The organism is Kribbella sp. NPDC023855 (genome assembly GCF_040639475.1).
Classification (GTDB): Bacteria; Actinomycetota; Actinomycetes; order Propionibacteriales; family Kribbellaceae; genus Kribbella.
In genome coordinates this window covers 967,500-989,883 of record NZ_JBFAAA010000002.1, presented here as the reverse complement: position 1 = coordinate 989,883, position 22,384 = coordinate 967,500, and the positions used below count along the sequence as shown (strand labels likewise).

The window sequence follows — 22,384 nt, the reverse complement described above, 5'->3', positions numbered from 1 at the left end:
CTTGGGTTGTTGGTGGTGCTTGGGCCTGTGGTGTTGGTGTCCATGGACGGGTCGATCCTGTTCCTGGCGATGCCCAGGATCAGCCAAGCCCTGACACCCGGCGCGGATCAGACCCTGTGGATTCTTGATGTGTACGGGTTCGCCGTCGGATCACTTCTCATTGCCTTTGGCAACATCGGTGACCGGTACGGACGCCGGCGCCTGCTGATGATCGGCGCGGCGGCGTTCGGTGCTGGTTCGGTGATGGCTGCCTTCGCACCCAACGCCGAGCTGCTCATCGCCGCCCGCGCACTGATGGGTATCGCCGGTGCGACGTTGCTGCCATCAGCCTTGGCGGTGCTAAGTGAGCTGTTCTCCGATGCCCGTCGCCGGGCGCAGGCCATCGGCATCTTCGCGGCGGTGTTCGCAGCTGGGTTCGCGATCGGTCCGATCGTCGGCGGCCTGCTGCTCGAGCGGTTCTGGTGGGGATCGGTCTTCCTGATCAACCTGCCCGTCATCGCGCTGTTCCTGCTCTTCGCACCAGCACTGCTCGGCGAGGTACGCACGACTCGACCTGGACGCGTGGACATCCTCAGCGTGGTGACGTCCGCAGCGGGCCTTCTGCTCTTCATCTATGGCCTCAAGCACATGGCGGCCGAGGGTCTTTCATTCACGGCCGTACTGACCGGCGTGGCAGGAGTCGCGCTGCTCATCTGGTTCGGCCGACGACAGCGGGCGTTGGAACACCCGCTGATGGACTTCTCACTCTTCCGCGACCGCATCTTCACCATCGCGGTCATCACCGGTCTGCTGCCACTGGCCGCGTGGTCGGCAACTGCCTACCTGGCAGGCATTTACCTCCAGTCCGTCCTAGGACTGCCCGTCCTGCAGACCGCACTCCTCGCCCTTCCCGGCGCCGCCTTGCTGACCACCACCTGCGTCGTCACCCCGATGGTGGTCGATCGGATCGGCAAGCGAGCCATCCTGATCGTTTGCCACTTCTCCATCGCCGCCGGCCTGCTCCTACTTCTCCCGACAACGATCACCGGCGGCGTCGGCTGGTACATCGCCTCCACGGCCATCGCCGGCATCGGCTACGGCATCTCCTTCGCCGTGGTCGCCGACACCGCAGTCGGCGCAGTACCGACGGACCGAGCAGGCGCAGCAGGAGCGATCGCGGAGACCAGCAACGAGATCGGCAACGCGCTCGGCATCGCACTGCTCGGCTCACTCGCCGCCTTGGTCTTCAGACTCCAAGGCCCCGACGTCGCCCCCACACTCGCCGAGACCCTCCAACTCCCGGGCCTCGCCGCCGCAACGGTGCTGAACGCCAAATCCGCCTTTGTCACCGGCCTCCACATCACCGCCCTCGTCGCCAGCCTCCTACACCTGAGCCTCGGCATCCTCGCCCTTCACTGGCTCGGCAGATCCCGGCTGGAACACGGCACTAACCGCGCCGGCCGACCGGACCCGGCGTAACCACTCCGGTGCTTCCCTCGATCGTGATCGGCTGCCCGTCCGCCAGGGTGGTCATGACGTCGGGGACACCGAGCACGGCGGGGATTCGACGTTCACGAGCCACGATGGCCGCGTGCGAGAGCCGGCCGCCGACCTCAGTGATGACACCGGCGACCACACCGAACAAGGGAGTCCACGCAGGATCGGTGAACCGGCAGACCAAGATGTCCCCCGGTTGAACCCGAGCGAAGTCCGCAACGCTGTCCACCAACCGAGCCGGCCCGGACGCGACCCCAGCACCCCCACCAACTCCCCGCAGTACGCCGACCGCGCTCGCCGCTGTTTCGTGGGGCAGCAGGGGAACTGTTACCGGGCGGGCTTGGAGCAGCCAGACATGGTCGCCCTCCACGGCGAACTCGATGTCTTGTTGACCGCCGAGGTAGTCGGCAACCTCCTGCCCAAGCTCCATGAGTCGTTCCACCTGGCACTCGCTGAGGCAGAACTCTCGCTGCTGAACAGCCGCGACTTCACTCGCCACGATCCCAGAACCATCGGCAAGACCGGCGGAGATATTGCGGTCCGTCCGGACGAGCTTGGTGCCGAGCCGACGGGTGAGAAGACGCCGGCCGGAGGTGGTGGTGAGCGTGTAGGTATCCGGGTTCACCAAGCCCTGAACGACGCTCTCCCCCAGCCCCCAAGACGCTTCCAGCACTGCGGTGCCCTCCACCAACCCGCCGCCAGCCAGCACCGCGGTGTCGTCAAGTACTGCGGTGCCCTCCACTACTGCGGTGTCGAGCGATGCGGTGTCGCCCAGCACTGCGGTCTCGTCCAGCACTGCGGAGCCGTCCGGTGCTGCGGTGCCTTCCACTAACGCGGCGCCGCCCAGCACTGCGGTCTCGTCCAGCACTGCGGAGCCGCCCAGCACTGCGGTCTCGTCCAGCACTGCGGAGCCGCCCAGCACTGCGGTCTCGTCCAGCACTGCGGAGCCGTCCGGTGCTGCGGTGCTTTCCACTAACGCGGCGCCACCCAGCATCGCGGTGTCGTCCAGCACTGCGGTGCCCTCCGCTACTGCGGTGTCGTCGGGGGTGCGGGAGGCCGATGTGAAGAGGACTCCGGCGACCTGGGCGTCTACGTGGCGTTGGACGATGACTGCTATGCCGGGGTCCGCGGGTGATGGGTGGGCGGTGGGATTGGACTGGCGGTAGGCGACGGCGCGGAGACTCCAAAGGGATCCCCAGATCGCCTGGATCTTGGCGGCGACGGCCTCGGGGAGGGCGTCGACTCCGAGAAAGGTGTCATGTTGGCCTGCCGCTGAGGCGGTCGGGGTGTCCTCGGTAGTAGCGGACGACCGTACTGCGACGGGGTGGTCACCCAGGTCGGTCAGTGCCTCGGCCAGTTCGGCGAGTAGCCACGGTGGCACCGGCTGGGCCGCGACCAGGCGGCGTACTTCGTCGGGGGCGCTGGACGCGGCCTCCGTCAGGTTCAGCCCGGCGGTGACGGCTCGGTAGGCGTCGACGGGGATCACGAAACCCGGTGGGACCGGGAAGCCGGCGCGGGCGAGACGGCCGAGGACCGCGGCCTTGGCGCCGGCGTTCTCCAGCGTCGCCTCGGTGAGTCGGATGATCAACGAGCACTCCTCACGAGCAGGCGGCCACCATCGGTTTCAACAGAATGTTGACAACACTTTGTTGATGATGGACTGTTTCCGGGTGGAAGGCAACGAGGGCATGAGTGATCAGGGGCAGGCGCAGCGGGAGCGGGAGGCTCGGGAGCGGTTGCTGGCGGCTGGTGCGGATCAGCTTGAGCAGCGGCCGTGGCAGGTTGGGGCGATGCCGCCGTCGGCGGTTGACCTGATCCAGTTCTTTCTGTGGCGGTCGAGTTCGGCGCCGTTCGGTGAGGCGGCGGATCAGGAGATGACCGATGCGGTGGTAGCGGCGCTCCAACTGTTGCCCGCCGCGCGGGCTGAGATCGATCAGCTCGAGACCGGGCTGTTGTTCGCGGCGCGGGGGCTCGGACTCACCTGGGCGCAGATGGCCGCCGCGCTGGGATTGAACTCACCTCAGGCCTGCCAGCAACGTCTCGATCGGCTCACCACGCGGACCAGCCGGCTCTCGGATGGGACGCCGTGACCACGACCTCCACTCCGGAGTTGCTGACGCTGCACGCCGTACGGCTCAAGGGCGTCGCGGACGACGTCACTGTCGCCGGCAGGTTCGGCCTCGACCAGGCGAGGACGTCGGAACTGTTGCTCGACCACCAGGCCTACGGCTGGATCACCTGGAGCGAATTCGCCGGAACGGGCGGCTGGTCCCTCACCGACCGAGGGCGCGCGGAGAACGAGCGCCAACTCGCGACCGAACTCGATCAAGCGACCGGACGCGAGACGATCCACGCGGCGTACCGGGAGTTTCTGCCACTCAACGGAAAACTGCAGCAGGCCTGTACCGACTGGCAGCTCAAGCCGACACCCGCCGACCTGCTGGCCTTCAACGACCACGACGACCCGCAGTGGGACGGCCAGGTCATCGAGCAACTGAGAACGATCGAGCAGGCGCTTCGCCCGCTGTCCGAGCGAATCGGCGCCGTCCTCGCCCGCCTCGGCGACTACGACCGCAGGTTCGCAACAGCCCTCGACCGCGCCCGGGACGGAGATCCGACCTGGATCGACCGCACAGACGCCGACTCCTGCCACTCCGTCTGGTTCGAACTCCACGAAGACCTCATCGCAACCCTCGGCGTCTCTCGCGGCGGGTAGCTCTTCCGCACCCTCTGCCCGCGAGTTGATATTGCGTGGAGTCGCCCCACCTCTGTCGATGATCATGGGCCAGTGACCGGCACCTACCGACGTGTACAAGCGCTTGCGCCGACCAGTGCAGGTTCCGAGCGGCAGGTTGCCGGTTCGGGGATCCGGCATGTTCTGTTCGATGCCGACGGGGTGTTGCAGGACATTCCTGGCGGGTGGGCTGCCGCGATGGAGCCGTATCTCGGCGAACGGACGGAAGAGTTTCTGCGCCGGACTTGGAAGGACGAGCTGCCGGCGCTGGCCGGGCAGGACGACTACCTGCCGTTGCTGGCGGCGACGCTTGCGGAGTACGGCGTTGTGGTGCCTGTCGAGGTGGTGTACCGGGATGTGTGGCACCGGATCGTGCGGAGTGAGGAGTCGTTCGCGATCGTCGAGAAGCTTCGGCGGAACGGGTACGGCGTGCACCTGGGGACGAATCAGGAGCAGTACCGGGGCGGGCACATGCGGACCACCCTCGGGTACGACGACCTCTTCGACGTCAGTTGCTACTCCTACGATCTCGGCGTCGCCAAGCCGGACCCGGCCTTCTTCACCGAAGCCGCGCGACGGATCGCGGCTGACCCCGCCAGCATCCTCTTCATCGACGACAGGGCCGACAACGTGGCGGCGGCGAGGATTGCTGGGCTTGCTGCCGAGCAATGGGAGCTGACCCAAGGGCACGAGACCCTCATCGCTCTCCTCGCCGACCACGGCGTCGGCGTATGACACAACTGGTCAGGACACGATGAGGCTGCAGGCGCCTCGACTCCCGTAGGTGCGGCCGGGACATGTGGCCGGGGCGAGCGGTCACATGTCCCGGGGCACGGCTGGCTAGCCGGCGGTGACCTTCACCGAGTACGCGCCTCGGCTTCCATAGGTGGAGTAGCCGGTGTTGAGCGGGTTGCCGTAGCCGGTGTTCTCGATGCGGAGGTAGTACCGGCCGGCGGTGACCTGGCGGTTGATGCTGGCGCTCAGGCCGGTCGGCGTACCGGAGTTGCTCTGGCCGGACGCCGGGTCAGCGGTGGCGACGACCGTACCGGCGGAGTTGAGCAGCTGGAGCCTGATGTCCAGGTTGGCGCCGGACGCCGCGGCGCTGGCCGCGAACGTGAAGGTGCCGGCCGACAGGTCGACCCGGAAGGTGTCGACGTCCGAGTCGTTGGCGTAGACACCCTTGACGGCCGTGCCAAGCGTGAGGGCAGTCGCGTCGGCGGTGCCGTTGCCGTGGTCGTCGCCGCGCAGTGCCAGGCCGTTCTGGCCGACCACCGCGAAGTCGTCTTCCTTGTTGTTGGCACCGGAATACTCGCCCTTGCTCCACTGGCTGATCGCCTTGGAGTAGCCGACACCCATGATCGGCGCCCAAGCGCCGTGGCCGGAGTAGTACCCGACCGACGAGGTGCCGTCGTGGCTGAGCCCGAGGTTGTGACCGGCCTCGTGCGAGGCGGCCTCGGCGATGTTCTTCGCGCCCGTACCGACGCCCTTCGTGAACACGAGTGCGGGCTGGTAGTACGAGTGCCGCGACGGGTCGTCGTAGACGCCGACGTACGCGACACCACCACACCCACAACCGGACTGGTACCAGCTGGTCGGGTCGATCAGGACCCGCGTGCCGTACTGCTGATCTGTCGAGCCCGACCGCGTGATGGCCGACTCAGCCGGCGCCTGCGTCGTCACATCGACGTCGAACGGCGCGTAGTCCTCGGCAATCCGGGCCCACACCTCCCGTACGACGTTCTGCTCGGTGGTGCTCCAGTTGGCGGTGTTGCCGTCGGTGTCGTACGCCGTGACGTTGACCGTCGACGGTTTGCCGTTCGTGTTCCAGGCGGTGCCGGTGATGGTGTGGCCGTCGAAGTCCAGGTAGATCACCCGGTTCGAGCCGGGCTTGCTGTGCAGCTCGAAGGCCGGCCCGGTCGCGGCGGCGACCGCGGTGGTGGCCCACTTCGGCGACTTGGCGGTGGCCGAGGCGGACCGCTGCTTGGCGCTGGCCATCGGCTCGGCGTAGAAGAGCTTGCCGTCCTTGTCCAGCCAACTGGTCTTGTCGGTGGCCAGGATCCGCTGCAACTGCTGCTCGCCCAGGCCGTTGCGCTCAGCCAGTTCGGCGAGTCGCGGCTGGACCTTGCCGAGGGCGGCTTTACCCTGAAGCGGTTGCCCGAGCAGCGTGTCGAGCGGAGCCGGACCTTGCTGGGCGTCTGCCTGGTTGCCGGCCACGACGGCCAGCGCTCCGAACAGAACGGCACCGGTGCCGACCAGCGCACCGGATCGGCGGAACCTGCTATGCATCTGGGGCCCTCCTCAGGGACTCCTGACGGTTCCGTGGCGATGACGCCGGCGGGGGCGGAACCGTCGTTGCCTCACTTGTGGTGCGCAGCCGCGCACTCTGCGTAGAGTGCCCCATCGGTTGCCGGTCTGTATATATTTTTCCGGCGAATTTACGTTCTCCAGAGGCTGCCCCAGGGCCGTTCAGACTCCTTGACACCGCAGTGGTTTGCTGTGATGTGGATCACATTCGGCAGAATGTCGATCGGCCCGGGTCCCGCCCGACGCGTCGTCGAAAGCACAAACCACCGCGACGAAAAACGGAGAGAACCATGAAGCTCACCCTCCACACCTTCCTCAGCATCGACGGCGTCATGCAGGGCCCCGGCGGCTTCGAGGAGGACCGCAGCGGCGGCTTCGACCGCGGCGGCTGGCTGATCCCGTACGGCGACGAGGTGATGGGCGAGATCGTCGAGGGCTGGTTCGCCAAGGCGGACGCCATCCTGCTCGGCCGGACGACGTACACGATGATGCAGGCCTACTGGTCGCAGATCGACGACGGCAGCAACACCGCCACCGGGCTGAACAACCTGCCGAAGTACGTCGCCACCTCCACGCCGCTCGAGCCGGCCTGGAACAACAGCACCGCGCTCACGGGTGACGTCATCAAGCAGGTCGAGGAGCTGAAGGCGCAGGCTGGCGGCGAGCTCCAGATCCACGGCTCGGCCGCGCTGGCCCGCTCGCTGCACCAGGCCGGCCTCATCGACGAGTACCGCCTGCTGACCTTCCCGGTCGCGGTCGGCACCGGCAAGCGGCTCTTCACCGAGGACGCGCCGGCGACGGGCTTCAAGCTGGTCGAGAGCCGGGTCACCAGCACCGGAGCGACGTACTCCGCACTGACGCCGACGCCGTTCCAGACCGGCACTGCTGTGATGGAGGACGGCTCCTCGTCCTTCTCGGTCGACTCCTGACTAAAGGAGCAGCACCTGGCGGATCGCCGTACCGGCGGCCAGGGTGTCGAACGCCTCGTTGAGGTTTTCCAGGCGGACCGTGGAGGTCAGCAAGCGGTCGACCGGCAGACGGCCCGCCTGGTAGAGCGCGATGTACCGCGGAATGTCTCGGCTCGGGACCGCCGAGCCGAGGTACGAACCCTTGAGCGTGCGCTCCTCGGCGACCAGGCTGACCGCCGGGATGCTCAACTGTTGCGAAGGATCCGGCAGGCCGACGGTCACCGTCGTGCCGCCGCGGCTGGTCGCCGCGTAGGCCTGGGCCAGGACGGCGGCGCTGCCGACGGTCTCGATCGCGTACTGCGCGCCGCCGCTGGTCGCGGCGCGCACCTGCTCGACGACATCGTTGCTTCGGGCATCGATTGTGTGGGTGGCGCCTAGTTCGCGGGCTAGTGCGAGCTTCTCGGGCACGACGTCGACGGCGACGAGCGGGTGGGCGCCGACGAGAGCCGCGCCGAGGAGTGCGGACAGACCGACGCCGCCGAGACCGAAGACGACGGCGCTTTGACCGGCCTGCACGCGGGCGGTGTTGACGACCGCGCCGACACCGGTCATCACCGCACAACCGAAGAGAGCGGCGATCTCCGGTGGCAGCTCGGGGTCGATCTTCACCGCGGATCGCGCCGAGACAACCGCATGGTCAGCGAATCCGGACACCCCGAGGTGATGGTTAAGCACCCCGGAGGTGAACCCGGAACCGGCCGAGCCGGTGGAGGCGAAGGGGGAGCTGGCCGGGCCGGCGGTGGAGGTGGAGCCGGGCGTGGGGGTGATGGTGGTTAAGCGGCGGGTGCCTGAGAGTAAGGTGCCGGCGGTGTTGGCGGCTGCTCCTGGTTCGCAGAGGGCGGCTCTGCCTTCTGCGCAAGGGCCGCAGGTGCCGCAGGCCGGTACGAAGGCGAACGCGACCGTGTCGCCAACGGCGAACCCAGATGCCTCCGACCGCACCACCTCGCCGGTCGCCTCGTGGCCGAGCAGCATCGGCATCACCCGCGGTCGCGACCCGTTGATCACCGAGAGGTCCGAGTGACACAACCCGGCCGCCCGGATCCTGACCAGCAGTTCGCCCGGCCCGGGTGGCGCGAGCTCGACCTCCTCGATCGCGAGCGGGCGCGATTCGGCGTACGGGCTCGGCAGTCCCATCTCCCGCAGTACTGCGCCTCGCACGATCATCCGGCGATCCCTTCCAGAGCGGTGCGGATCCCCGGCGGGATCGGGACCGGCCGGCGATCGGAGCGACCCACGAACACATGCACGAACCGGCCGGTCGCCGCGGGCTCGGTGGAACCGCCACGGAACAAGCCGATCTCGTACGTCACGCTGGAGTTGCCCACCTTCGCCACCCGCAACCCCGCGTCGACCGGATCCGGAAACGCGAGCGACTGCTGGAAGGTGCACTGCGACTCCACGCACAACCCGATCACGTCGCCGCGATGGATGTCGAGCCCACCGGCCCGGATCAGGAAGTCGTTGATCACGGTGTCGAAGAAGCTGTAGTACTCGACGTTGTTCACGTGCCCGTAGACGTCGTTGTCCTTCCACCGCGTACTGATCGCGAGGAAATGCGGATACCCACTCCGATCCATCCACCCACCCTAAGGTGGCGGGGTGACCTATGTACTGATCCCCGGCGCCGGCTGCACGCCCTGGCACTGGCACCCACTGACCGCCGAGCTCCAGGCACGCGGTCAGGAGGTGATCGCCGTCGACCTCCCTTGCGACGACGAGTCCGCGGGGCTCAGCCAGTACTGCGATGCGGTGGTGGCCGCGGTCGGTCAGCGCACCGACCTGGTCGTCGTCGCGCACTCACTCGGCGGCTTCACCGCGGCCGCGGTCTGCGAACGGCTGCCGGTCGAGCTGCTCGTGTTCGTGGCCGGGATGATCCCGCGACCGGGTGAGACGGTCAACGAGTACTGGAGCAACACGTCGTACGACTGGAAGGGCGACCCCGAGTCGGACTACTTCTTCCAGGACCTCCCGGCGGAACTGGCCGCGGAGGCGAGACGGCAGCTCAGGCCGCAGGCTGGGCGGCCGATGGGCGAGCCCGCGCTGTTCGAGCGCTGGCCGTCCGTACCCACGCAGGCGGTGATCGCCACCGAGGACCTGCTGTTCCCTGCCGACTATCTGCGCAAGCTGACCGTCGACCGGCTCGGGTTTGCCCCACATGAACTCCCCGGTGGCCACTTCCCGATGCTCGGTCAGGCCAGCGCGTTGGCCGAGTTGCTGGAGCGGTGGCGGCGCGCCAAACCTACGCTTGCGTAACTTACGGTGCCGTAGGGTAGAGGCTCTGCCGACTCATGAGGCGACGACGAAGGAGATCCCGGTGAACGAGAAGCTGGTGACGAACCTGCTGCACGAGCTGGAGCCTGTCGTCGAGGAGAACCTCGAGCGGCATCTGGCGATCACCAAGAACTGGAACCCGCACGACTACGTGCCGTGGAGCGAGGGTCGCGACTTCGCGTTCCTGGGTGGTGAGGACTGGGCGCCGGAGCAGTCCCGGCTGGACCCGGTCGCCAAGGTCGCGATGATCACCAACCTGCTGACCGAGGACAACCTGCCGTCGTACCACCGGGAGATCGCCACCCAGTTCGGGCTCGGCGGGCCGTGGGGCACCTGGGTCGGCCGCTGGACCGCGGAGGAGGGCCGACACGGGATCGCGCTGCGTGACTACCTGGTGGTCACCCGCGGCGTCGACCCGGTCGAGCTCGAAGTGGCCCGGATGGCGCACATGACCGCCGGGCACCAGGTCGACAAGAACATGCTCGAGGCGATCGCCTACGTCAGCTTCCAGGAGCTGGCCACCCGCGTCTCGCACCGCAACACCGGCAAGGCCACCGGCTGCCCGATCGCCGACCAGCTACTGGCCCGGATCGCGACCGACGAGAACCTGCACATGATCTTCTACCGCAACCTGGTCGCCGCCGCGTTCGAGTCGGCGCCGAACGAGACGATGCGCGCGGTCGTCAACGAGGTCCGCGACTTCTCCATGCCCGGCGCCACGATGGAAGGCTTCGCCCGCAACTCGGTGACGATCGCCAAGGCCGGCATCTACGACCTCCGCCTGCACCACGACGAGGTGGTCGCGCCGATCCTGCGGATGTGGAAGGTCTTCGAGCGCGAGGACCTGACCGGCGACGGCGCCAAGGCCCGCGACGAACTCGCCGAGTTCATGACCGCCCTCGACGCCCAGGCAACCCGCTTCGTAGACCAACGCACCCGCCTCCTGGAACGCCAAGCAGCCCGCGCCAACTAGCCCGTACTGCGTGCGCACGGCCGGCGGTCGCTCAGCTGGGTTGGTGCGCGGAGCCGAGGCGGTGGGCTGAGGCGCTTTGCTGGGCCAGCCTCCGGAGAGCGAGGAGCACCGGGCCGCCCAGCGCCGTCAGGAGCACGGTGGCTTCGACGGTCTGCTGGCGGTCGCCAGTCGGGAGATGGGCTATCTCGGCGTCCGCCACCTGCGTCGCCGCGGACGCATAGGTCGCCAGCAGTTCGTCGTCGAGGTGATATCCGACCTTCTCCAGCGCATCGAGTGCGCCGGCCAGCAAGACGCGGTCCGCAGCCTCGAAGTACACCGACCAGCCCTGGTCAGCGATCAACTCGTCGACGCGAAGGCGTGACTCGACGCTCGCCGTGAGATCGTCCGGAATCAGCGCGCCATGGGCCGAGCCCAGTACTTCGTGCAGGTCACGCGACTCCTCGTCCACCTCGGCGAGCACGCTCCGCACGCGGGCCAGCGACAGACCACCTGACTCCGCCAACGCCCGGATCAACCGCAACCGGCGCACGTGCGATTCGTCGTACCGGGATCGCGTCGCGCCGACCGCCTCGCCGGGCGCTAGCAAGCCTTCGCGCAGGTAGTACTTGATCGTCGCGACCGGCACCTCGGTACGCCGGGACAGTTCAGCGATCCACATTCGTCGTCTCCCTCTTGACGTTTGGAGAGTATCACTGTCCAATATTGGGGAGTTGAACTATCTAAGGGGAGAGCGATGATCGAGGGACGTCAGACCGCGGCGTACGACCAGGAGCTGGTGGTCTTCCTGATCGGCTTCCGGGTGAACAAGCTCCGCGCGTGGCGGCACTGGCTTCCGGTGTCGAAGGCGATGGGCCCGATGCTGCGGGAGCTGAGCGCCGATCCAGACAGCGGGCTGCTCGGTTTTCGCACCTTCCCGACCTTCCGCGGCGTGACGATGATCCAGTACTGGGAGTCCGCCGAGAAACTGCAGGCCTTCGCCAACGACCCCGGGCGAACTCATCGGCCGGCGTGGACCAACTTCTTCAAGTACGCCTACAAGAGCAACGCCGTCGGCATCTGGCACGAGACCTACGTCGTTCCCGCCGGCCACACCGAAACCATCTACGGCAACATGCCGCTGATCGGCCTCGGCAGGGTCGCCGGCGTAGTACCGGTCAACCAGCGCGGCCGCACTGCCGCGGAGAGGTTGAGCCGGGGGTAGTTACAGTGCAGGCGTGCAGTTCATCCGGGATTTGGGCAGGTTGCTGCGGCGGGGGGATTTTCGGCGGCTGTTTGCTGTTCGGTTGAGCTCGCAGTTCGGGGACGGGGTTTTTCAGGTCGCGTTGGCGTCGTACGTGTTGTTCTCGCCGGAGCGGGCGCCGGATGCCGCGGCGATTGCGGGGTTGTTCGCGGTCGCGTTGTTGCCGTTCTCGGTGCTCGGACCGTTCACCGGGGTGTTGCTGGATCGGTGGTCGCGGCGGCAGATTCTGTTCGGGGCGAATCTGACCCGTGCCGGGCTGGTGCTGGTGGTTGCCGGGATTGTTGCTCTCGGCAACGCAGGGGTGCCGTTCTATCTCGCCGTACTCCTGACGCTCGGGGTCAACCGCTTCCTGTTGTCCGGATTGTCGGCCGGGTTGCCGCACGTGGTCGAGACCGACGAGTTGGTGATGGCCAACGCGGTCACGCCGACCTCCGGTACTGCGTCGTTCCTGATCGGCGGTGGATTCGGAGCCGGGATCAAACTCGTCTCCGACTCCGACATCGCAGTCCTCGGTACTACGGCCGCCGTGTACGTCGTGGCTGCCCTGCTCGCGTTGCGGCTGCGGCGGAACCAGCTCGGCCCGGACCTGACCGGTGAGGAACCCGGTGTGGTGGAAGCGATCCGGGGCATCGTCGCCGGGTTGATCGACGGTGGCCGGCATCTCAAGGAGCGGCGGCAGGCGGCGCTCGGGCTGGCCGCGATCGGTTCGCTGCGGTTCTTCTTCGGCCTCGTCACGGTCGCGATGATCCTGCTGTACCGCAACAGGTTCTACGGTCCCGACCAGTTGGACGAGGCGTTCGGCGCGCTGGCGATCGCGACCGGAGCGATCGGCGCCGGCCTGTTCGTCGCCGCTCTGGTGACCCCGTGGGCCACGCGGGTCCTGACCCTGCGTCGCTGGATCACCGTGCTCTTCGTCGCGGCGGCGGTGGTGACTGCCTTTCCTGGCGGGCTCTACACCCAGCCCGCGATGCTAGTGGCCGGTTTCCTCACCGGGTTCTGCGCGCAGGGCGTGAAGATCAGCGTCGACACCCTCGTCCAGACGGGTGTCGACGATGTCTACCGTGGTCGCGTCTTCTCGCTCTACGACATGATCTTCAACGTCGGGCAGGTGTCGGCCGCCGCGCTCGGCGCCGTCATCCTGCCCGACGACGGGAAGTCGTACCCGGTCCTCGCCTTCGTGGTGCTCGGCTTCCTGCTGACCGCTTTCGTGTACTCCCGCTGGTCTTCGGAGCTCAGGTCCCCCGCAGTGCGGTGATCGGCTGGATGGCGGAAGCCTTCCACGCCGGGTAGGTGCCCGCGATCAGCCCGATCGCTGCCCCGAGCAACGGAGCGCCGAAGGTCAGCTTGTTGTCGAGGATCGGGGTCCAGTCCCGCAGCAGCGAGACGCCGACCGTCAGCAGCACTCCGACGGCCGTCCCGAGCAGGCCACCCAGGAACCCCACGATCACGCTCTCCACCAGGAACTGTCCGGCCACGTGTCTTCGCGCGGCGCCCAGTGCGCGGCGCAGGCCGATCTCCGAGACGCGTTCCAGGACCGACAGCAGCGTCACGTTGGCGATCCCGAGGCCGCCGACCAGCAGTGCGACCGCACCGAGCAACAGGAACAACGCGTTCAGGTCGGACTCGACGCCCTTGCGTACTCCGCCTTGCTGCGGCGGGGCGTCGACCTTGATCGCGCTCGGGTTGTTCGGGTCGATCGCGACCGGCGCCTGCTTGGCGATCAGCTGCGCCGCGCCCACCGCCGTACGGATCTCGACTGAATCCGGTGCCGTCAGGTCGTAGGCCTTCTTGGCTGTGCCGTTCGGCATGATCACGGCGTCGAGCAGCTCGGCCTTGCCGTTGACCGAGTCGAGGATGCCGATCACGGTGTAGGCCTGGTCGCCGAGGAAGATGGCCGGCTGCGAGTCGACCCGGTTGATACCGAGCCGCTTCGCCGCGTTCTTGCCCAGTACGACGACCTGGTCGCCGCGCTGGTCATGGCCGGAGTCGAAGAACCGGCCGGTCTTCAACACGGAGCGGACGGCGTCGAAGAGCCCACCTGAGGCGGCCATGACCTGCAGTTTGTAGCCGTCCTTCTGACCAAGCCCGGCCACGCTGCGGACCAGCTCGTCACCGACGTCGACCTCGCTGACCGTACCGGCCGCCTCGACGCCGTTCAGCCGGGAGAGCCGCAGCGGCGCGTCCCACGGCAGCTCGGTCGCCGCCTCGCCTTCCTGCCCGCCGTCGTCTGGTGAGACGACCACTCGCGTCGCGGCGGCGAGGTCGAACCGCTGGGTGATCTGCCCGGCCGCGGTCTGCCCGAGCCCGACCGTCCCGACCAGCGCCGCGATGCCGAGCACCGTGCCGAGCGTGGTCAGGATCAACCGAGTCGGCCGAGCAGCAACCCCGGCCAGCGCCTCGTCGAGGAGATCACGCACCGCCGGCCCACCCGTCAACCGCCGAGGCCCAGCAATCCGCCGTACGACGCCCGCCACGGCAAGCCGGACCCGCCTGCGCGGGCGCGGAGGCGATCCGCGCTGAGGCCGGGCCGGGCCGGGCGAGGAAGTGGACGGCCCGCCGGCGGGATCCGGGGGGCCTGCTTGAGGATGCACGAACGGCTCGCCAGGCTGCCGCTCCGGCGCGGAGCCGCCGGGCTGCCGCTCGGGCGACGACCCACTGGGTCGCCGCTCCGGCGCGGAGCCGCCGGGCTGCCCCTCGGGCGACGACCCACTGGGTTGCCGCTTTGGCGGGGAGCTGTCGGGGGATGAGCGGTTGCGGCGCCAGGTCACCATTGGAGGGTCCCGTCGATGATGCGGACTTGGCGTTGGGCTCGTTCGCTGACGTGGTTGTCGTGGGTGATGACGGCCAGCGTCATGCCTTCGTGGTGCAGTTCGTCGAAGACTTCGAGGATCGCCTCCGCATTCGCACTGTCCAAGTTGCCCGTCGGTTCGTCGGCCAGCAGCAGGCTCGGTTCGGCCACCAGCGCTCGCGCGATCGCGACCCGTTGCCGCTCACCGCCCGACAACGTGCTCGGTCCGAACTCCATCCGATGTGCCAGCCCGACCCGCTCCAATGCGACCCGCGCCCGCGCCATCCGTTCCTTGCGCGGCACCCCGACGTACACCATCGACAGTGCGACGTTCTCCAGCACTGTCCGGTGATCGAGCAGATGGAACGACTGGAAGACGAACCCGATCCGCTCACCGCGCAGTACCGCCCGACGACGCTCCCGCAGGCTCATCGTGTCCACACCGTCCAGCCGGTAGACCCCGCCGGTCGGGTTGTCGAGCAGCCCGAGCAGGTGCAGCAGCGTCGACTTGCCCGACCCGGACGGCCCCACGATCGACAGGTACTCCCCCTCGCGGATCGTCAGGTCGACCTCGCGGATCGCCTGTACCTCGGGCGGTCCGGGGAAGAACCGCCGTACTCCGATCATCTCCACCACCGGCGCCGGTAGCGCCACAGCTGTCGCGGTCATTTGCCGACCACCACTTGGTCGCCCTCGGTCAGCTTGCCGTCGCCCGCTGCCGTCACCTGCGCATAACCGTCGGCGGTCAGCCCGACCTTGACCGCGACCAGCTCGACCTTGCCGTTCCGCAGTACTTCGACCCGCGAGCCACCGTCCGACCCCGCCGACAGCGCGGCCACCGGTACGGCGAGAACCTTGCCGTTGGTGCTCTTGACCGGGATGGTGACCCGGACGTTCGCCTCGCGCAGCCGCTCGAGCTGGGCCGGCGTCAGCGACTTCGGCGCGATCACCACGGTGTACTCGTCCCCACTGCCGGTGATCCGGCGGATGGTGGCCTGCACGATCGTCCCGTCGCCCAGGTCGAAGCTGGCCGGCATCCCGACCTTGAGCCGCTCCTTGGTGGCCGAGTCGACCTTGATCGAGACCACCAGCGACGCACCGCTGGCCGACATCACCACGCCGTTGACGGTGCCGCCGCGCTCGACCTTCACCTCGTCCACCCGGCGCGGGAGCGTCTTCACGTAGACGATCTCCGACACCGGCAGCGGCGTACCGGCCTTGAACTCGGCCTCGTTCTTCGCCTCCTGGGCGTCGGCCAGGTTCTCCTCCGCGTCGTCGACCGCGCCCTGCTGGACCGAGGTGTCCGCCTTGCCCGGGCCGGCCTTGGCCTGCTTGAGCGCCGCCTTCGCCTGGCGCAACGCGTTCTTCGCCGCGTCGACGCTCTTGTCCGCGCCTTCGACCGCCTGCTTGAGCTGCTCGTCCGGCTCCGGTGCGTCGTACCCGGCAGCCTCGTAGAGCTCCTCGACCGCCCGCGCAGTACTGCTGTCGTACTTCGAGTCGACGGTGCCCGGGTCGTAGCCGAGCTTCTCCAGGGTCTGCTCCAGCTGCAGCACGTCCGGGCCTTTGGAGCCGGGCGCGAGCGAGCGGTACATCGGCAGTACGCCGGGCAGCCCGATCACCGGACGGCCCGCGATCTCCAGCAGCGCCCTGCCCGCCTCGATGGTGGAGCCGACCTTCGGCACCTTGCCCGTCACCACGGCCGGTGTCTTCAGCCCGCTCGTCTCGACCCGGATGTTCACCGCGCCGTCGAACGAGGTGTCTCCCCGGCCCACGACCTTGCTGGACAGCGCCTTCTTCTCCACCGGCACGGTGATCTGCGAGGCCTTCGGCGGAGCGGTCTTGGCCGCCGCGTCCTCCGGCGACATCAGCCGGCTGCCGGCCGCGACACCCACCCCGAGCGAGAGCGTCGCGACCGCGGAGACCCCGACCAGGACCCGGCGGCGGGACTTGGGTGAGGCGGTCACCGCTCCGACACCGTGTCGCGGTACTGCTCGAGCTGGGTCTTGTTCGCCTCGACGAACTCCTTCTCCAGCTCGTACTGCGCCTTCTTGAACGGCTCCTCGAACTTCTTCTTACAGGTCTGGTCGGCCTTGGCGAGCTCGATCTCCTCCTTGCGCAGGTCGGCCAGCTTGGCCGCATCGACCTTGTCGAACGACGGCGGCCCGGTCACCACCGCAGGGCCTCCCTTGCTGGGACCGCCCTTGGTCGCACCGGTCAGCTCGTCCAGCTTCTTGCTGATCTTCTCGCGGGGCTCGTCAGGCTTCTTGAAGCCGCTGTGTCCCGCATCGGCGAGACAGTCCGACCAGGCGGCCGTCGCGTCCACCACCCGCTGGTCGGCCTCGATCCGCTTGCGCAGCGCCTCGATGTCCTTGAACAGCGAGTCGAACTTCTTGAAGTCGGCCAGCTTCTCGTCGCGCTTGCCGAAGACCTCTTCGGCGGCCTTGCCGCGGCAGCCGGTGTCGGGCTTCGCGGTCGAGCTGGTGGAGTCCCCCTTGGCGATGGCCACGTTCCCCTGCGCGAACTGACCGTTGAGCGCCTTGTCGTAGGCCTTCTGCGCCTTCGGCGACAGCGCCTTGCGGATCTTCGTGTTCGGGTTGTTGTCGTCGGCCTCCCCCGCCTTGGACCAGTCGATCGTGCTGATGCCGTAGCCGTACTGCTCGGCGAACTTGTCCGGCGGCAACTTGAACGCCTCGTCGAACTTCGACTTGCCCTGCGACTCCGGCGGCACCGCGACGTACTCGAAACCGGCCGCCTTCATACAGGCGACGGTGGCGTCCTCGACCTTGCGCTGCTTGGCCAGCTGTTCCTCCGACGACTCCTCACCACCGCCGATCCGCACGGCGCGCATCATCCCGCCGCCACCGAAGCTGGTGAATCCTTCGCCCATGTACTCCGCGAGCGGACTCTTGTCGTCGCTCTTGGCCGGTTCCTTGTCCGCGGCCGAGCCATCCGCGCCACAGCCGGCGAGGGCCAGTACAGCGACCAGCGAAAGCGCAATGCGTGAGTTGTTCTTCATGCCGTGGAGCGTGACTCCCGGGCTGTGAAGAACCTGTGAAGGACCGATCAGCACCCGATGCTCTCAGCCGATCTTCATCGAAATCTCATGAAGATCAGTCACTCTCGAACCATGCCAGCCCGGATCCTCGTCGCCGAAGACGACCGGAAGCAGGCGGAACTGATCCGGCGCTACCTGGAGCGAGAGGGCCATCTGACAGTCGTGGTTCACGACGGGCGGGCCGCGATCGACGAGGCGCGCCGGCGCAGCCCCGACCTGCTCGTGCTCGACGTGATGATGCCGAAGGTCGACGGCCTGGACGTCTGCCGGGTCCTGCGGGCCAGCCAGGGCGCCGACGGCGGCGTACCGATCATCATGCTGACCGCCCGATCCACCGAGGACGACCTGCTGCTCGGGCTCGACCTGGGTGCCGACGACTACCTGACCAAGCCGTACAACCCGCGCGAACTGGTGGCCCGCGTCCGGACCGTACTGCGCCGCACGCGCGGCCGCGCCGAGGGTGAGGTGTACCGGGTCGGCGGGCTGGAGATCGACCCGGTCAGGCACGAGGTGCGGCTGGACGGCGCACTGGTCGAGGTGACGCCGGCCGAGTTCAAGATCCTGGCCTGCCTGGCCGCATCGCCGGGTCGCGCCTTCTCCCGGCAGCAGTTGCTGGAGCACGCGTTCGGCTTCGACCACTACGTGTTCGACCGGACGATCGACGTCCACGTGATGAACCTGCGCAAGAAGATCGAGCCGGCGCCCGCGACCCCGGCGTACCTGAAAACCGTGTACGGCGTGGGCTACAAGCTGGCCGACAAGGTGGTGGCTCCTGATGCGTCGTAGCGTCCTGATCAGATTCCTCGGGCTTTCCCTCGCGGTGGCGCTCGGCGCTGTCATCGCGACCGCGGTGATCGCCACCTACAGCACGTCGGAGAAGCTGCAGGGCGAGATCGACCAGAACACGTCCCAGCTGCAGGCCGATGGCGACATCTACGGCAAGCTGACCGCGTACGCCGCCGACCACCCGACCTGGGCCGGGGTGGACAAGCTCGTCAACAGCCTGTCCGACCAGACCGGCCGGCGGATCGCGCTCACCGAGAGCGACGGCACCGTGATCGCCGACTCGGCCCGGACGCTCGGCGCCGGCCCTGAACTCCCTTCGCTGCCGGCGGCGACGGTCGATGCCCGGGCCGGAGCCAATGGGCTCTTCGTCACCTCGTCTCCCAGCACGGTCGCCGGCCGCGCCGAATCGGTCGCGACGACCCGGGCGATGCTCTCGGCGGGTGGCGGCGGTCAGTTCGTCAGCTCACGGATGGTCGGCTCGCCGGAGTGGGGTCTGACCGAGGCGGAGAAGCGGCAGCGGACCGACCTGGCCAACCAGGCGATCGCCTGCTGGCAGGCGCAGGGCAAGCAAGGGCAGGCGATCAGCCGCCCCGACGGCGTACCAGTACTGACCTGGCAGGCCCCCGCGGCTGACGGCGTCAACGTGATGAAGTTCCCGACGGTCGGCCGCGACGACGATCCGTGTGTGCCGGCCGCTCTCTACGCTCCCAGCGCCAAGGCGGCCGCGGTCAACAAGGACGAGATCCGCCGGGCGACCGAGTGCCTCACCGCGGCCGGCGAGCAGTACGACCTGCTCGGCGACTCCCCCAACATGCTGCAGGCGGTCGCTCCCCGCAACGGCGACACCGGGCAGATGTCCGAGACCTTCATCGACTGCGTGAACACCGCGCACGTCGCGGCCCTCACGCCGTACGTCGCACCGGAGGCCAAGCTCTACCTCGGCGCGAAGAGCTCGTTCAACGTCTTCTCCGGCGAAGGCCTGGCCCGTACTGCGGCCACCGCGCTCGGCGTACTCCTGATCGCGGCACTCGTGATGGTGTTCGCCGGACGCCGGCTGGTCCGGCCGATCCTGGCCCTCACCGGAGCGGCTCAGCGGATGACGAACGGCGACCACGCCGCCCGGGTCCCGGTGACGGGGCGTGACGAGGTGGCGCGGCTCGGGCATGCGTTCAATGCGATGGCGGAATCGATCCAGCACCACGACCACCAGCGCAAGGCGATGGTCAGCGACGTGGCGCACGAGCTGCGGACGCCGTTGGCGAACATCAAGGGATATCTGGTCGCCTCCGAGGACGGCGTCGTACCGCTCGATCGGGAGCTGGTGACCTCGCTGCTGGAGGAGGCCGGGCTGCTCGAGCGGCTGGTGGCGGACCTGCAGGACCTCGCGCTGGCCGATGCGGGCAAGCTCCGCATCCACCCGGAACTGAAGGATCTGTCCGAACTCGCCCAGCAGGTGGTGTCAGCGCACCGGCCCGCGGCAGAGGCGGCCGGCGTGAGCCTGGTCGCGGAGGTGACTGGACCGGCGCCTGCCATCGTGGACAACGCACGAGTCCGGCAGGCCCTCGGCAACCTGGTCTCCAACGCGATCCGCTTCACCCCGGCCGACGGCACGGTGCTGGTCGGCGTACGCCGCGTCGGTGACGGCTACAACCTGACGGTCACGGACAACGGCGCGGGCATCGCGGAGGAACACCTGCCATACCTGTTCGACCGGTTCTACCGCGCCGAACACTCCCGCAGCCGTACTACGGGTGGCAGCGGACTCGGACTGGCCATCACCAAGCATCTGGTCGAGGCGCATCGCGGCACGATCTCAGCGACCAGCCGGTTGGGGCACGGTTCGAGTTTCACCATCTACCTGCCCGCGAAGTAAATAGACTGCCGGGATGGCAGCCAAGCGAAGCCGGAAAGCTCGGGTGGCCGACGTGCATGCGGTGGCGTTGGGGATGCCGCACGTGACGGTTGAGCATGGTGGCGGGGAGAACCCGGTCTACCAGGTCGGCGGCAAGTCGTTCGTGTTCTTCCGGACGCGCCGGCCGGACGCGTTCGATCCGGAGACGGGCGAGCGCTACGACGACGTGATCGTGTTCTGGGTGCCGAGCGAGGAGGACAAGCTCGCGCTGGTCTCGGACGAGAGCAACCCGTTCTTCACCACGCCGCACTTCGACGGACATTTGTCCGTCCTGGTCCGCGCCAGCCGGCTGGGCGAACTCACCCTGCAGGAACTCACCGAGGTCATCCAGGACGCCTGGCTCTCCCGAGCCTCCAAACGCCGAGCCACCACCTGGCTGGAGGAGCACCGCCTGGCCTAGGCGGCCAGCAGGGCGTTGAGCAGACGGTAGAAGGCCATTCCCAGCAGGCCGAGCGGGAGCAGTAGAAGCAATCCGGTCAGCCGGTCGCGGTTGGTCCGCGCGAGCATCATCGGCGCCAGCACCGCGAGCACGATCTCCACCAAGCCGGAGGCCTGCTTGTTCTCCACCTGCCCGAGGAAATAGATGCCCTCAGCAAGGAAAGCTCCACTGAGCAGCGCCACCGCAACGACCGGCCGGCTGAGCTGCCACAACCGTCCTTCGCTGCGCAACCTTCCACCACCGGCACTCCACCAGCTGCCCGTACTACGCACCGCGCCGCCCGCACTCCACCAGCTCCCCGCGACCCCGAAGACCGGCCCGCCAACGAGCGCGGCGAACAACCAAACCGCCATGGTCGATCCCGAACTGGTGACGTCGTCGATGAAGCGAGCCGATGCGTAGTACCCAGCCAAAGCACCGACCAAGGTGATGAAGCCGAGTACTGCGGACCAGCCCGCCGCCAGGCGCAGTACGGCGGTGACTGTGAAGGCGAAGACGACCCAGACGACGCCCGAGTTGGCCAAGGTGTTCCAGTTGCCCGGCAGCTTGGCCTGCAGGTCCTGGGTCGCGAAACCCAGCGCAAGGCCGGCCACCAGGGCGACGACAAAGGCCCTGACTACCCGTGAACGATCGGTCACCGGATCAAGTCTGCTGTACTGCGGGGCGCACCGCAGCCTCCGGCACGCCCCGGAGTGGACCTCTCGCTGCCACACTTGGACCTGTGAGCTACCCACCGCCGCCCGGCTCCTCGGATCCGAGGCCTCAGGATCGGCCCGGTCAGAACCCGGGCTGGCAGTCGCAGCCGTACCAGCCGCAGGGCGGGAACTGGGCAGCTCCGCAGTACGGCGGACCGCCGCGCAAGGACCGGGCCGGACTGATCATCGTCGTCATCATGATGCTGGTGGCCGTCATCCTCGGGATCGGTGGTTTCGTGGCGTATCGCCTGACGTCCGGTGAGAGCGGCGGTGACCCCGATCCCGCGGCTCCCCCGGTCAGCTCGCCGGCCAGCGCGGCGACCCCGACGCTGCCGCAACGGACCGTCCCGTCGATGGTGCCCTCCAAGATGCCGTCGAAAGCCCCGACCCCACCGCCCACAGCGGCGACGACCAAACCGACCAAGCCGGCACCGACCAAGCCGGGAGGCAAGGTCACCAACGCGGCCGGTGCGGTGAACCTGGCCTACACCTTCGTGAGTCGGCTGAACGCCGGCAACACCCAGGCGGCGACCGCGCTGGCTTGTGAGGACACCAAGCAGATCATTCCCATCCTGATCGAGACCTGGATCAAGCCACCGACGAAGCTCGCCATCTCCGACGTGGCGATCGGTCAGAACCCCTACCTCGTCCCGATCACCGGCACCGTCGAGGGCAAGAAGATGGGCGGCATCGTGATCGTCCAGGACAGCTGTATCCGGGCCTTCAACCTGTCACCTTCCTGA

23 protein-coding genes are annotated in these 22,384 nt (G+C 68.1%); 13 read left to right on the top strand and 10 right to left on the bottom strand.

What is annotated here, in order from left to right; all coding sequences use genetic code 11:
• The first annotated feature begins 42 nt into the window (after window positions 1-42).
• Complete coding sequence (locus AB0F51_RS10500; protein WP_360277092.1) at window positions 43-1,458, top strand: MFS transporter; 1,416 nt, start codon at window positions 43-45, stop codon at window positions 1,456-1,458.
• On the opposite strand, the gene AB0F51_RS10495 is transcribed toward AB0F51_RS10500, so the two are convergent.
• Window positions 1,427-3,064 (bottom strand): PEP/pyruvate-binding domain-containing protein, encoded by a 1,638-nt coding sequence (locus tag AB0F51_RS10495; protein ID WP_360277090.1) that lies wholly within the window; start codon window positions 3,062-3,064, stop codon window positions 1,427-1,429. The two genes, AB0F51_RS10500 and AB0F51_RS10495, sit on opposite strands and share 32 nt — an antisense overlap.
• Here AB0F51_RS10495 and AB0F51_RS10490 point away from each other — a divergent pair.
• The 3 genes from AB0F51_RS10490 to AB0F51_RS10480 all read left to right on the top strand — a co-directional run bounded on the left by AB0F51_RS10490 (window position 3,057) and on the right by AB0F51_RS10480 (window position 4,945).
• The gene (locus AB0F51_RS10490) at window positions 3,057-3,566 is read left to right on the top strand and encodes a hypothetical protein (RefSeq protein WP_360277087.1); all 510 of its coding nucleotides are present in this window, start codon (window positions 3,057-3,059) and stop codon (window positions 3,564-3,566) included. The genes AB0F51_RS10495 and AB0F51_RS10490 overlap by 8 nt on opposite strands.
• Complete coding sequence (locus AB0F51_RS10485) at window positions 3,563-4,192, top strand: transcriptional regulator (RefSeq protein WP_360277085.1); 630 nt, start codon at window positions 3,563-3,565, stop codon at window positions 4,190-4,192. The genes AB0F51_RS10490 and AB0F51_RS10485 overlap by 4 nt, the downstream gene beginning before the upstream one ends.
• Window positions 4,193-4,264: 72 nt before the next feature.
• On the top strand, window positions 4,265-4,945 hold the full coding sequence (locus AB0F51_RS10480; protein WP_360277083.1) for an HAD-IA family hydrolase: 681 nt from the start codon (window positions 4,265-4,267) through the stop codon (window positions 4,943-4,945).
• 105 nt (window positions 4,946-5,050) lie between these two features.
• Here AB0F51_RS10480 and AB0F51_RS10475 read toward each other — a convergent pair whose 3' ends face one another.
• Entirely contained in the window at window positions 5,051-6,496 is a 1,446-nt protein-coding gene (locus AB0F51_RS10475; protein ID WP_360277080.1) for a pre-peptidase C-terminal domain-containing protein, read from the bottom strand.
• 308 nt (window positions 6,497-6,804) lie between these two features.
• Between AB0F51_RS10475 and AB0F51_RS10470 the strand changes: the two genes are divergently transcribed.
• Entirely contained in the window at window positions 6,805-7,443 is a 639-nt protein-coding gene (locus AB0F51_RS10470) for a dihydrofolate reductase family protein (protein WP_360277077.1), read from the top strand.
• Here AB0F51_RS10470 and AB0F51_RS10465 read toward each other — a convergent pair whose 3' ends face one another.
• A complete protein-coding gene (locus AB0F51_RS10465) occupies window positions 7,444-8,646 on the bottom strand; it encodes a zinc-dependent alcohol dehydrogenase family protein (protein WP_360277074.1) in 1,203 nt (400 codons plus the stop codon).
• Window positions 8,643-9,059 (bottom strand): thioesterase family protein, encoded by a 417-nt coding sequence (locus AB0F51_RS10460; protein ID WP_360277072.1) that lies wholly within the window; start codon window positions 9,057-9,059, stop codon window positions 8,643-8,645. The genes AB0F51_RS10465 and AB0F51_RS10460 overlap by 4 nt, the downstream gene beginning before the upstream one ends.
• Before the next feature lie 22 nt (window positions 9,060-9,081).
• Between AB0F51_RS10460 and AB0F51_RS10455 the strand changes: the two genes are divergently transcribed.
• Together AB0F51_RS10455 and AB0F51_RS10450 are read left to right on the top strand one after the other, a co-directional pair.
• Window positions 9,082-9,735, top strand: coding sequence for an alpha/beta hydrolase (locus tag AB0F51_RS10455; RefSeq protein ID WP_360277069.1), 654 nt, complete (start codon window positions 9,082-9,084; stop codon window positions 9,733-9,735).
• Window positions 9,736-9,796: 61 nt separating this feature from the next.
• On the top strand, window positions 9,797-10,726 hold the full coding sequence (locus tag AB0F51_RS10450; protein WP_360277066.1) for an acyl-ACP desaturase: 930 nt from the start codon (window positions 9,797-9,799) through the stop codon (window positions 10,724-10,726).
• 31 nt (window positions 10,727-10,757) lie between these two features.
• Here AB0F51_RS10450 and AB0F51_RS10445 read toward each other — a convergent pair whose 3' ends face one another.
• Window positions 10,758-11,384, bottom strand: coding sequence for a MerR family transcriptional regulator (locus tag AB0F51_RS10445; protein ID WP_360277063.1), 627 nt, complete (start codon window positions 11,382-11,384; stop codon window positions 10,758-10,760).
• 75 nt (window positions 11,385-11,459) lie between these two features.
• Between AB0F51_RS10445 and AB0F51_RS10440 the strand changes: the two genes are divergently transcribed.
• Window positions 11,460-11,927: a DUF4188 domain-containing protein gene (locus AB0F51_RS10440; protein WP_360277060.1), complete on the top strand. Its 468-nt coding sequence runs from the start codon at window positions 11,460-11,462 to the stop codon at window positions 11,925-11,927.
• Between the two features lie 82 nt (window positions 11,928-12,009).
• Window positions 12,010-13,221, top strand: coding sequence for an MFS transporter (locus AB0F51_RS10435; RefSeq protein WP_360277057.1), 1,212 nt, complete (start codon window positions 12,010-12,012; stop codon window positions 13,219-13,221).
• Here the strand turns inward: AB0F51_RS10435 and AB0F51_RS10430 are convergent.
• From AB0F51_RS10430 to AB0F51_RS10415, 4 genes are all read right to left on the bottom strand, one after another.
• Window positions 13,199-14,383, bottom strand: a complete 1,185-nt coding sequence (locus tag AB0F51_RS10430; RefSeq protein ID WP_360277054.1) for an ABC transporter permease — start codon at window positions 14,381-14,383, stop codon at window positions 13,199-13,201. The genes AB0F51_RS10435 and AB0F51_RS10430 overlap by 23 nt on opposite strands.
• Before the next feature lie 347 nt (window positions 14,384-14,730).
• Window positions 14,731-15,423: an ABC transporter ATP-binding protein gene (locus AB0F51_RS10425; RefSeq protein ID WP_360277051.1), complete on the bottom strand. Its 693-nt coding sequence runs from the start codon at window positions 15,421-15,423 to the stop codon at window positions 14,731-14,733.
• Window positions 15,420-16,718 carry a peptidoglycan-binding protein gene (locus tag AB0F51_RS10420; protein WP_360277048.1) on the bottom strand — a complete coding sequence of 433 codons (1,299 nt, stop codon included), beginning with the start codon at window positions 16,716-16,718 and terminating at the stop codon, window positions 15,420-15,422. Before AB0F51_RS10420 ends, AB0F51_RS10425 begins: the two co-directional genes overlap by 4 nt.
• Window positions 16,715-17,770 (bottom strand): hypothetical protein, encoded by a 1,056-nt coding sequence (locus AB0F51_RS10415; RefSeq protein ID WP_360277046.1) that lies wholly within the window; start codon window positions 17,768-17,770, stop codon window positions 16,715-16,717. Before AB0F51_RS10415 ends, AB0F51_RS10420 begins: the two co-directional genes overlap by 4 nt.
• 111 nt (window positions 17,771-17,881) lie before the next feature.
• Between AB0F51_RS10415 and AB0F51_RS10410 the strand changes: the two genes are divergently transcribed.
• The 3 genes from AB0F51_RS10410 to AB0F51_RS10400 are packed head-to-tail and all read left to right on the top strand — an operon-like array spanning window position 17,882 to window position 20,907.
• A complete protein-coding gene (locus tag AB0F51_RS10410) occupies window positions 17,882-18,595 on the top strand; it encodes a response regulator transcription factor (protein ID WP_360277043.1) in 714 nt (237 codons plus the stop codon).
• Entirely contained in the window at window positions 18,585-20,468 is a 1,884-nt protein-coding gene (locus AB0F51_RS10405; RefSeq protein ID WP_360277041.1) for a HAMP domain-containing sensor histidine kinase, read from the top strand. Before AB0F51_RS10410 ends, AB0F51_RS10405 begins: the two co-directional genes overlap by 11 nt.
• A 13-nt stretch (window positions 20,469-20,481) precedes the next feature.
• The gene (locus AB0F51_RS10400) at window positions 20,482-20,907 is read left to right on the top strand and encodes an MmcQ/YjbR family DNA-binding protein (RefSeq protein WP_360277038.1); all 426 of its coding nucleotides are present in this window, start codon (window positions 20,482-20,484) and stop codon (window positions 20,905-20,907) included.
• Here AB0F51_RS10400 and AB0F51_RS10395 read toward each other — a convergent pair.
• A complete protein-coding gene (locus AB0F51_RS10395) occupies window positions 20,904-21,584 on the bottom strand; it encodes a DUF6518 family protein (protein ID WP_360277035.1) in 681 nt (226 codons plus the stop codon). The genes AB0F51_RS10400 and AB0F51_RS10395 overlap by 4 nt on opposite strands.
• A gap of 83 nt (window positions 21,585-21,667) precedes the next feature.
• On the opposite strand from AB0F51_RS10395, the gene AB0F51_RS10390 reads away from it, so the two are divergent.
• On the top strand, window positions 21,668-22,384 hold the full coding sequence (locus AB0F51_RS10390) for a hypothetical protein (protein ID WP_360277033.1): 717 nt from the start codon (window positions 21,668-21,670) through the stop codon (window positions 22,382-22,384).

Bases quoted from the DNA above. Each gene is read 5' to 3' on its own strand.
- AB0F51_RS10500 (WP_360277092.1), top strand. From the start codon at position 43: ATGGACGGGTCGATCCTGTTCCTGGCGATGCCCAGGATCAGCCAAGCC.
- AB0F51_RS10490 (WP_360277087.1), top strand. From the start codon at position 3,057: ATGATCAACGAGCACTCCTCACGAGCAGGCGGCCACCATCGGTTTCAA.
- AB0F51_RS10475 (WP_360277080.1), bottom strand. From the start codon at position 6,496: ATGCATAGCAGGTTCCGCCGATCCGGTGCGCTGGTCGGCACCGGTGCC.
- AB0F51_RS10470 (WP_360277077.1), top strand. From the start codon at position 6,805: ATGAAGCTCACCCTCCACACCTTCCTCAGCATCGACGGCGTCATGCAG.
- AB0F51_RS10465 (WP_360277074.1), bottom strand. From the start codon at position 8,646: ATGATCGTGCGAGGCGCAGTACTGCGGGAGATGGGACTGCCGAGCCCG.
- AB0F51_RS10460 (WP_360277072.1), bottom strand. From the start codon at position 9,059: ATGGATCGGAGTGGGTATCCGCATTTCCTCGCGATCAGTACGCGGTGG.
- AB0F51_RS10445 (WP_360277063.1), bottom strand. From the start codon at position 11,384: ATGTGGATCGCTGAACTGTCCCGGCGTACCGAGGTGCCGGTCGCGACG.
- AB0F51_RS10440 (WP_360277060.1), top strand. From the start codon at position 11,460: ATGATCGAGGGACGTCAGACCGCGGCGTACGACCAGGAGCTGGTGGTC.
- AB0F51_RS10425 (WP_360277051.1), bottom strand. From the start codon at position 15,423: ATGACCGCGACAGCTGTGGCGCTACCGGCGCCGGTGGTGGAGATGATC.
- AB0F51_RS10415 (WP_360277046.1), bottom strand. From the start codon at position 17,770: ATGAAGAACAACTCACGCATTGCGCTTTCGCTGGTCGCTGTACTGGCC.
- AB0F51_RS10410 (WP_360277043.1), top strand. From the start codon at position 17,882: ATGCCAGCCCGGATCCTCGTCGCCGAAGACGACCGGAAGCAGGCGGAA.
- AB0F51_RS10405 (WP_360277041.1), top strand. From the start codon at position 18,585: ATGCGTCGTAGCGTCCTGATCAGATTCCTCGGGCTTTCCCTCGCGGTG.
- AB0F51_RS10400 (WP_360277038.1), top strand. From the start codon at position 20,482: ATGGCAGCCAAGCGAAGCCGGAAAGCTCGGGTGGCCGACGTGCATGCG.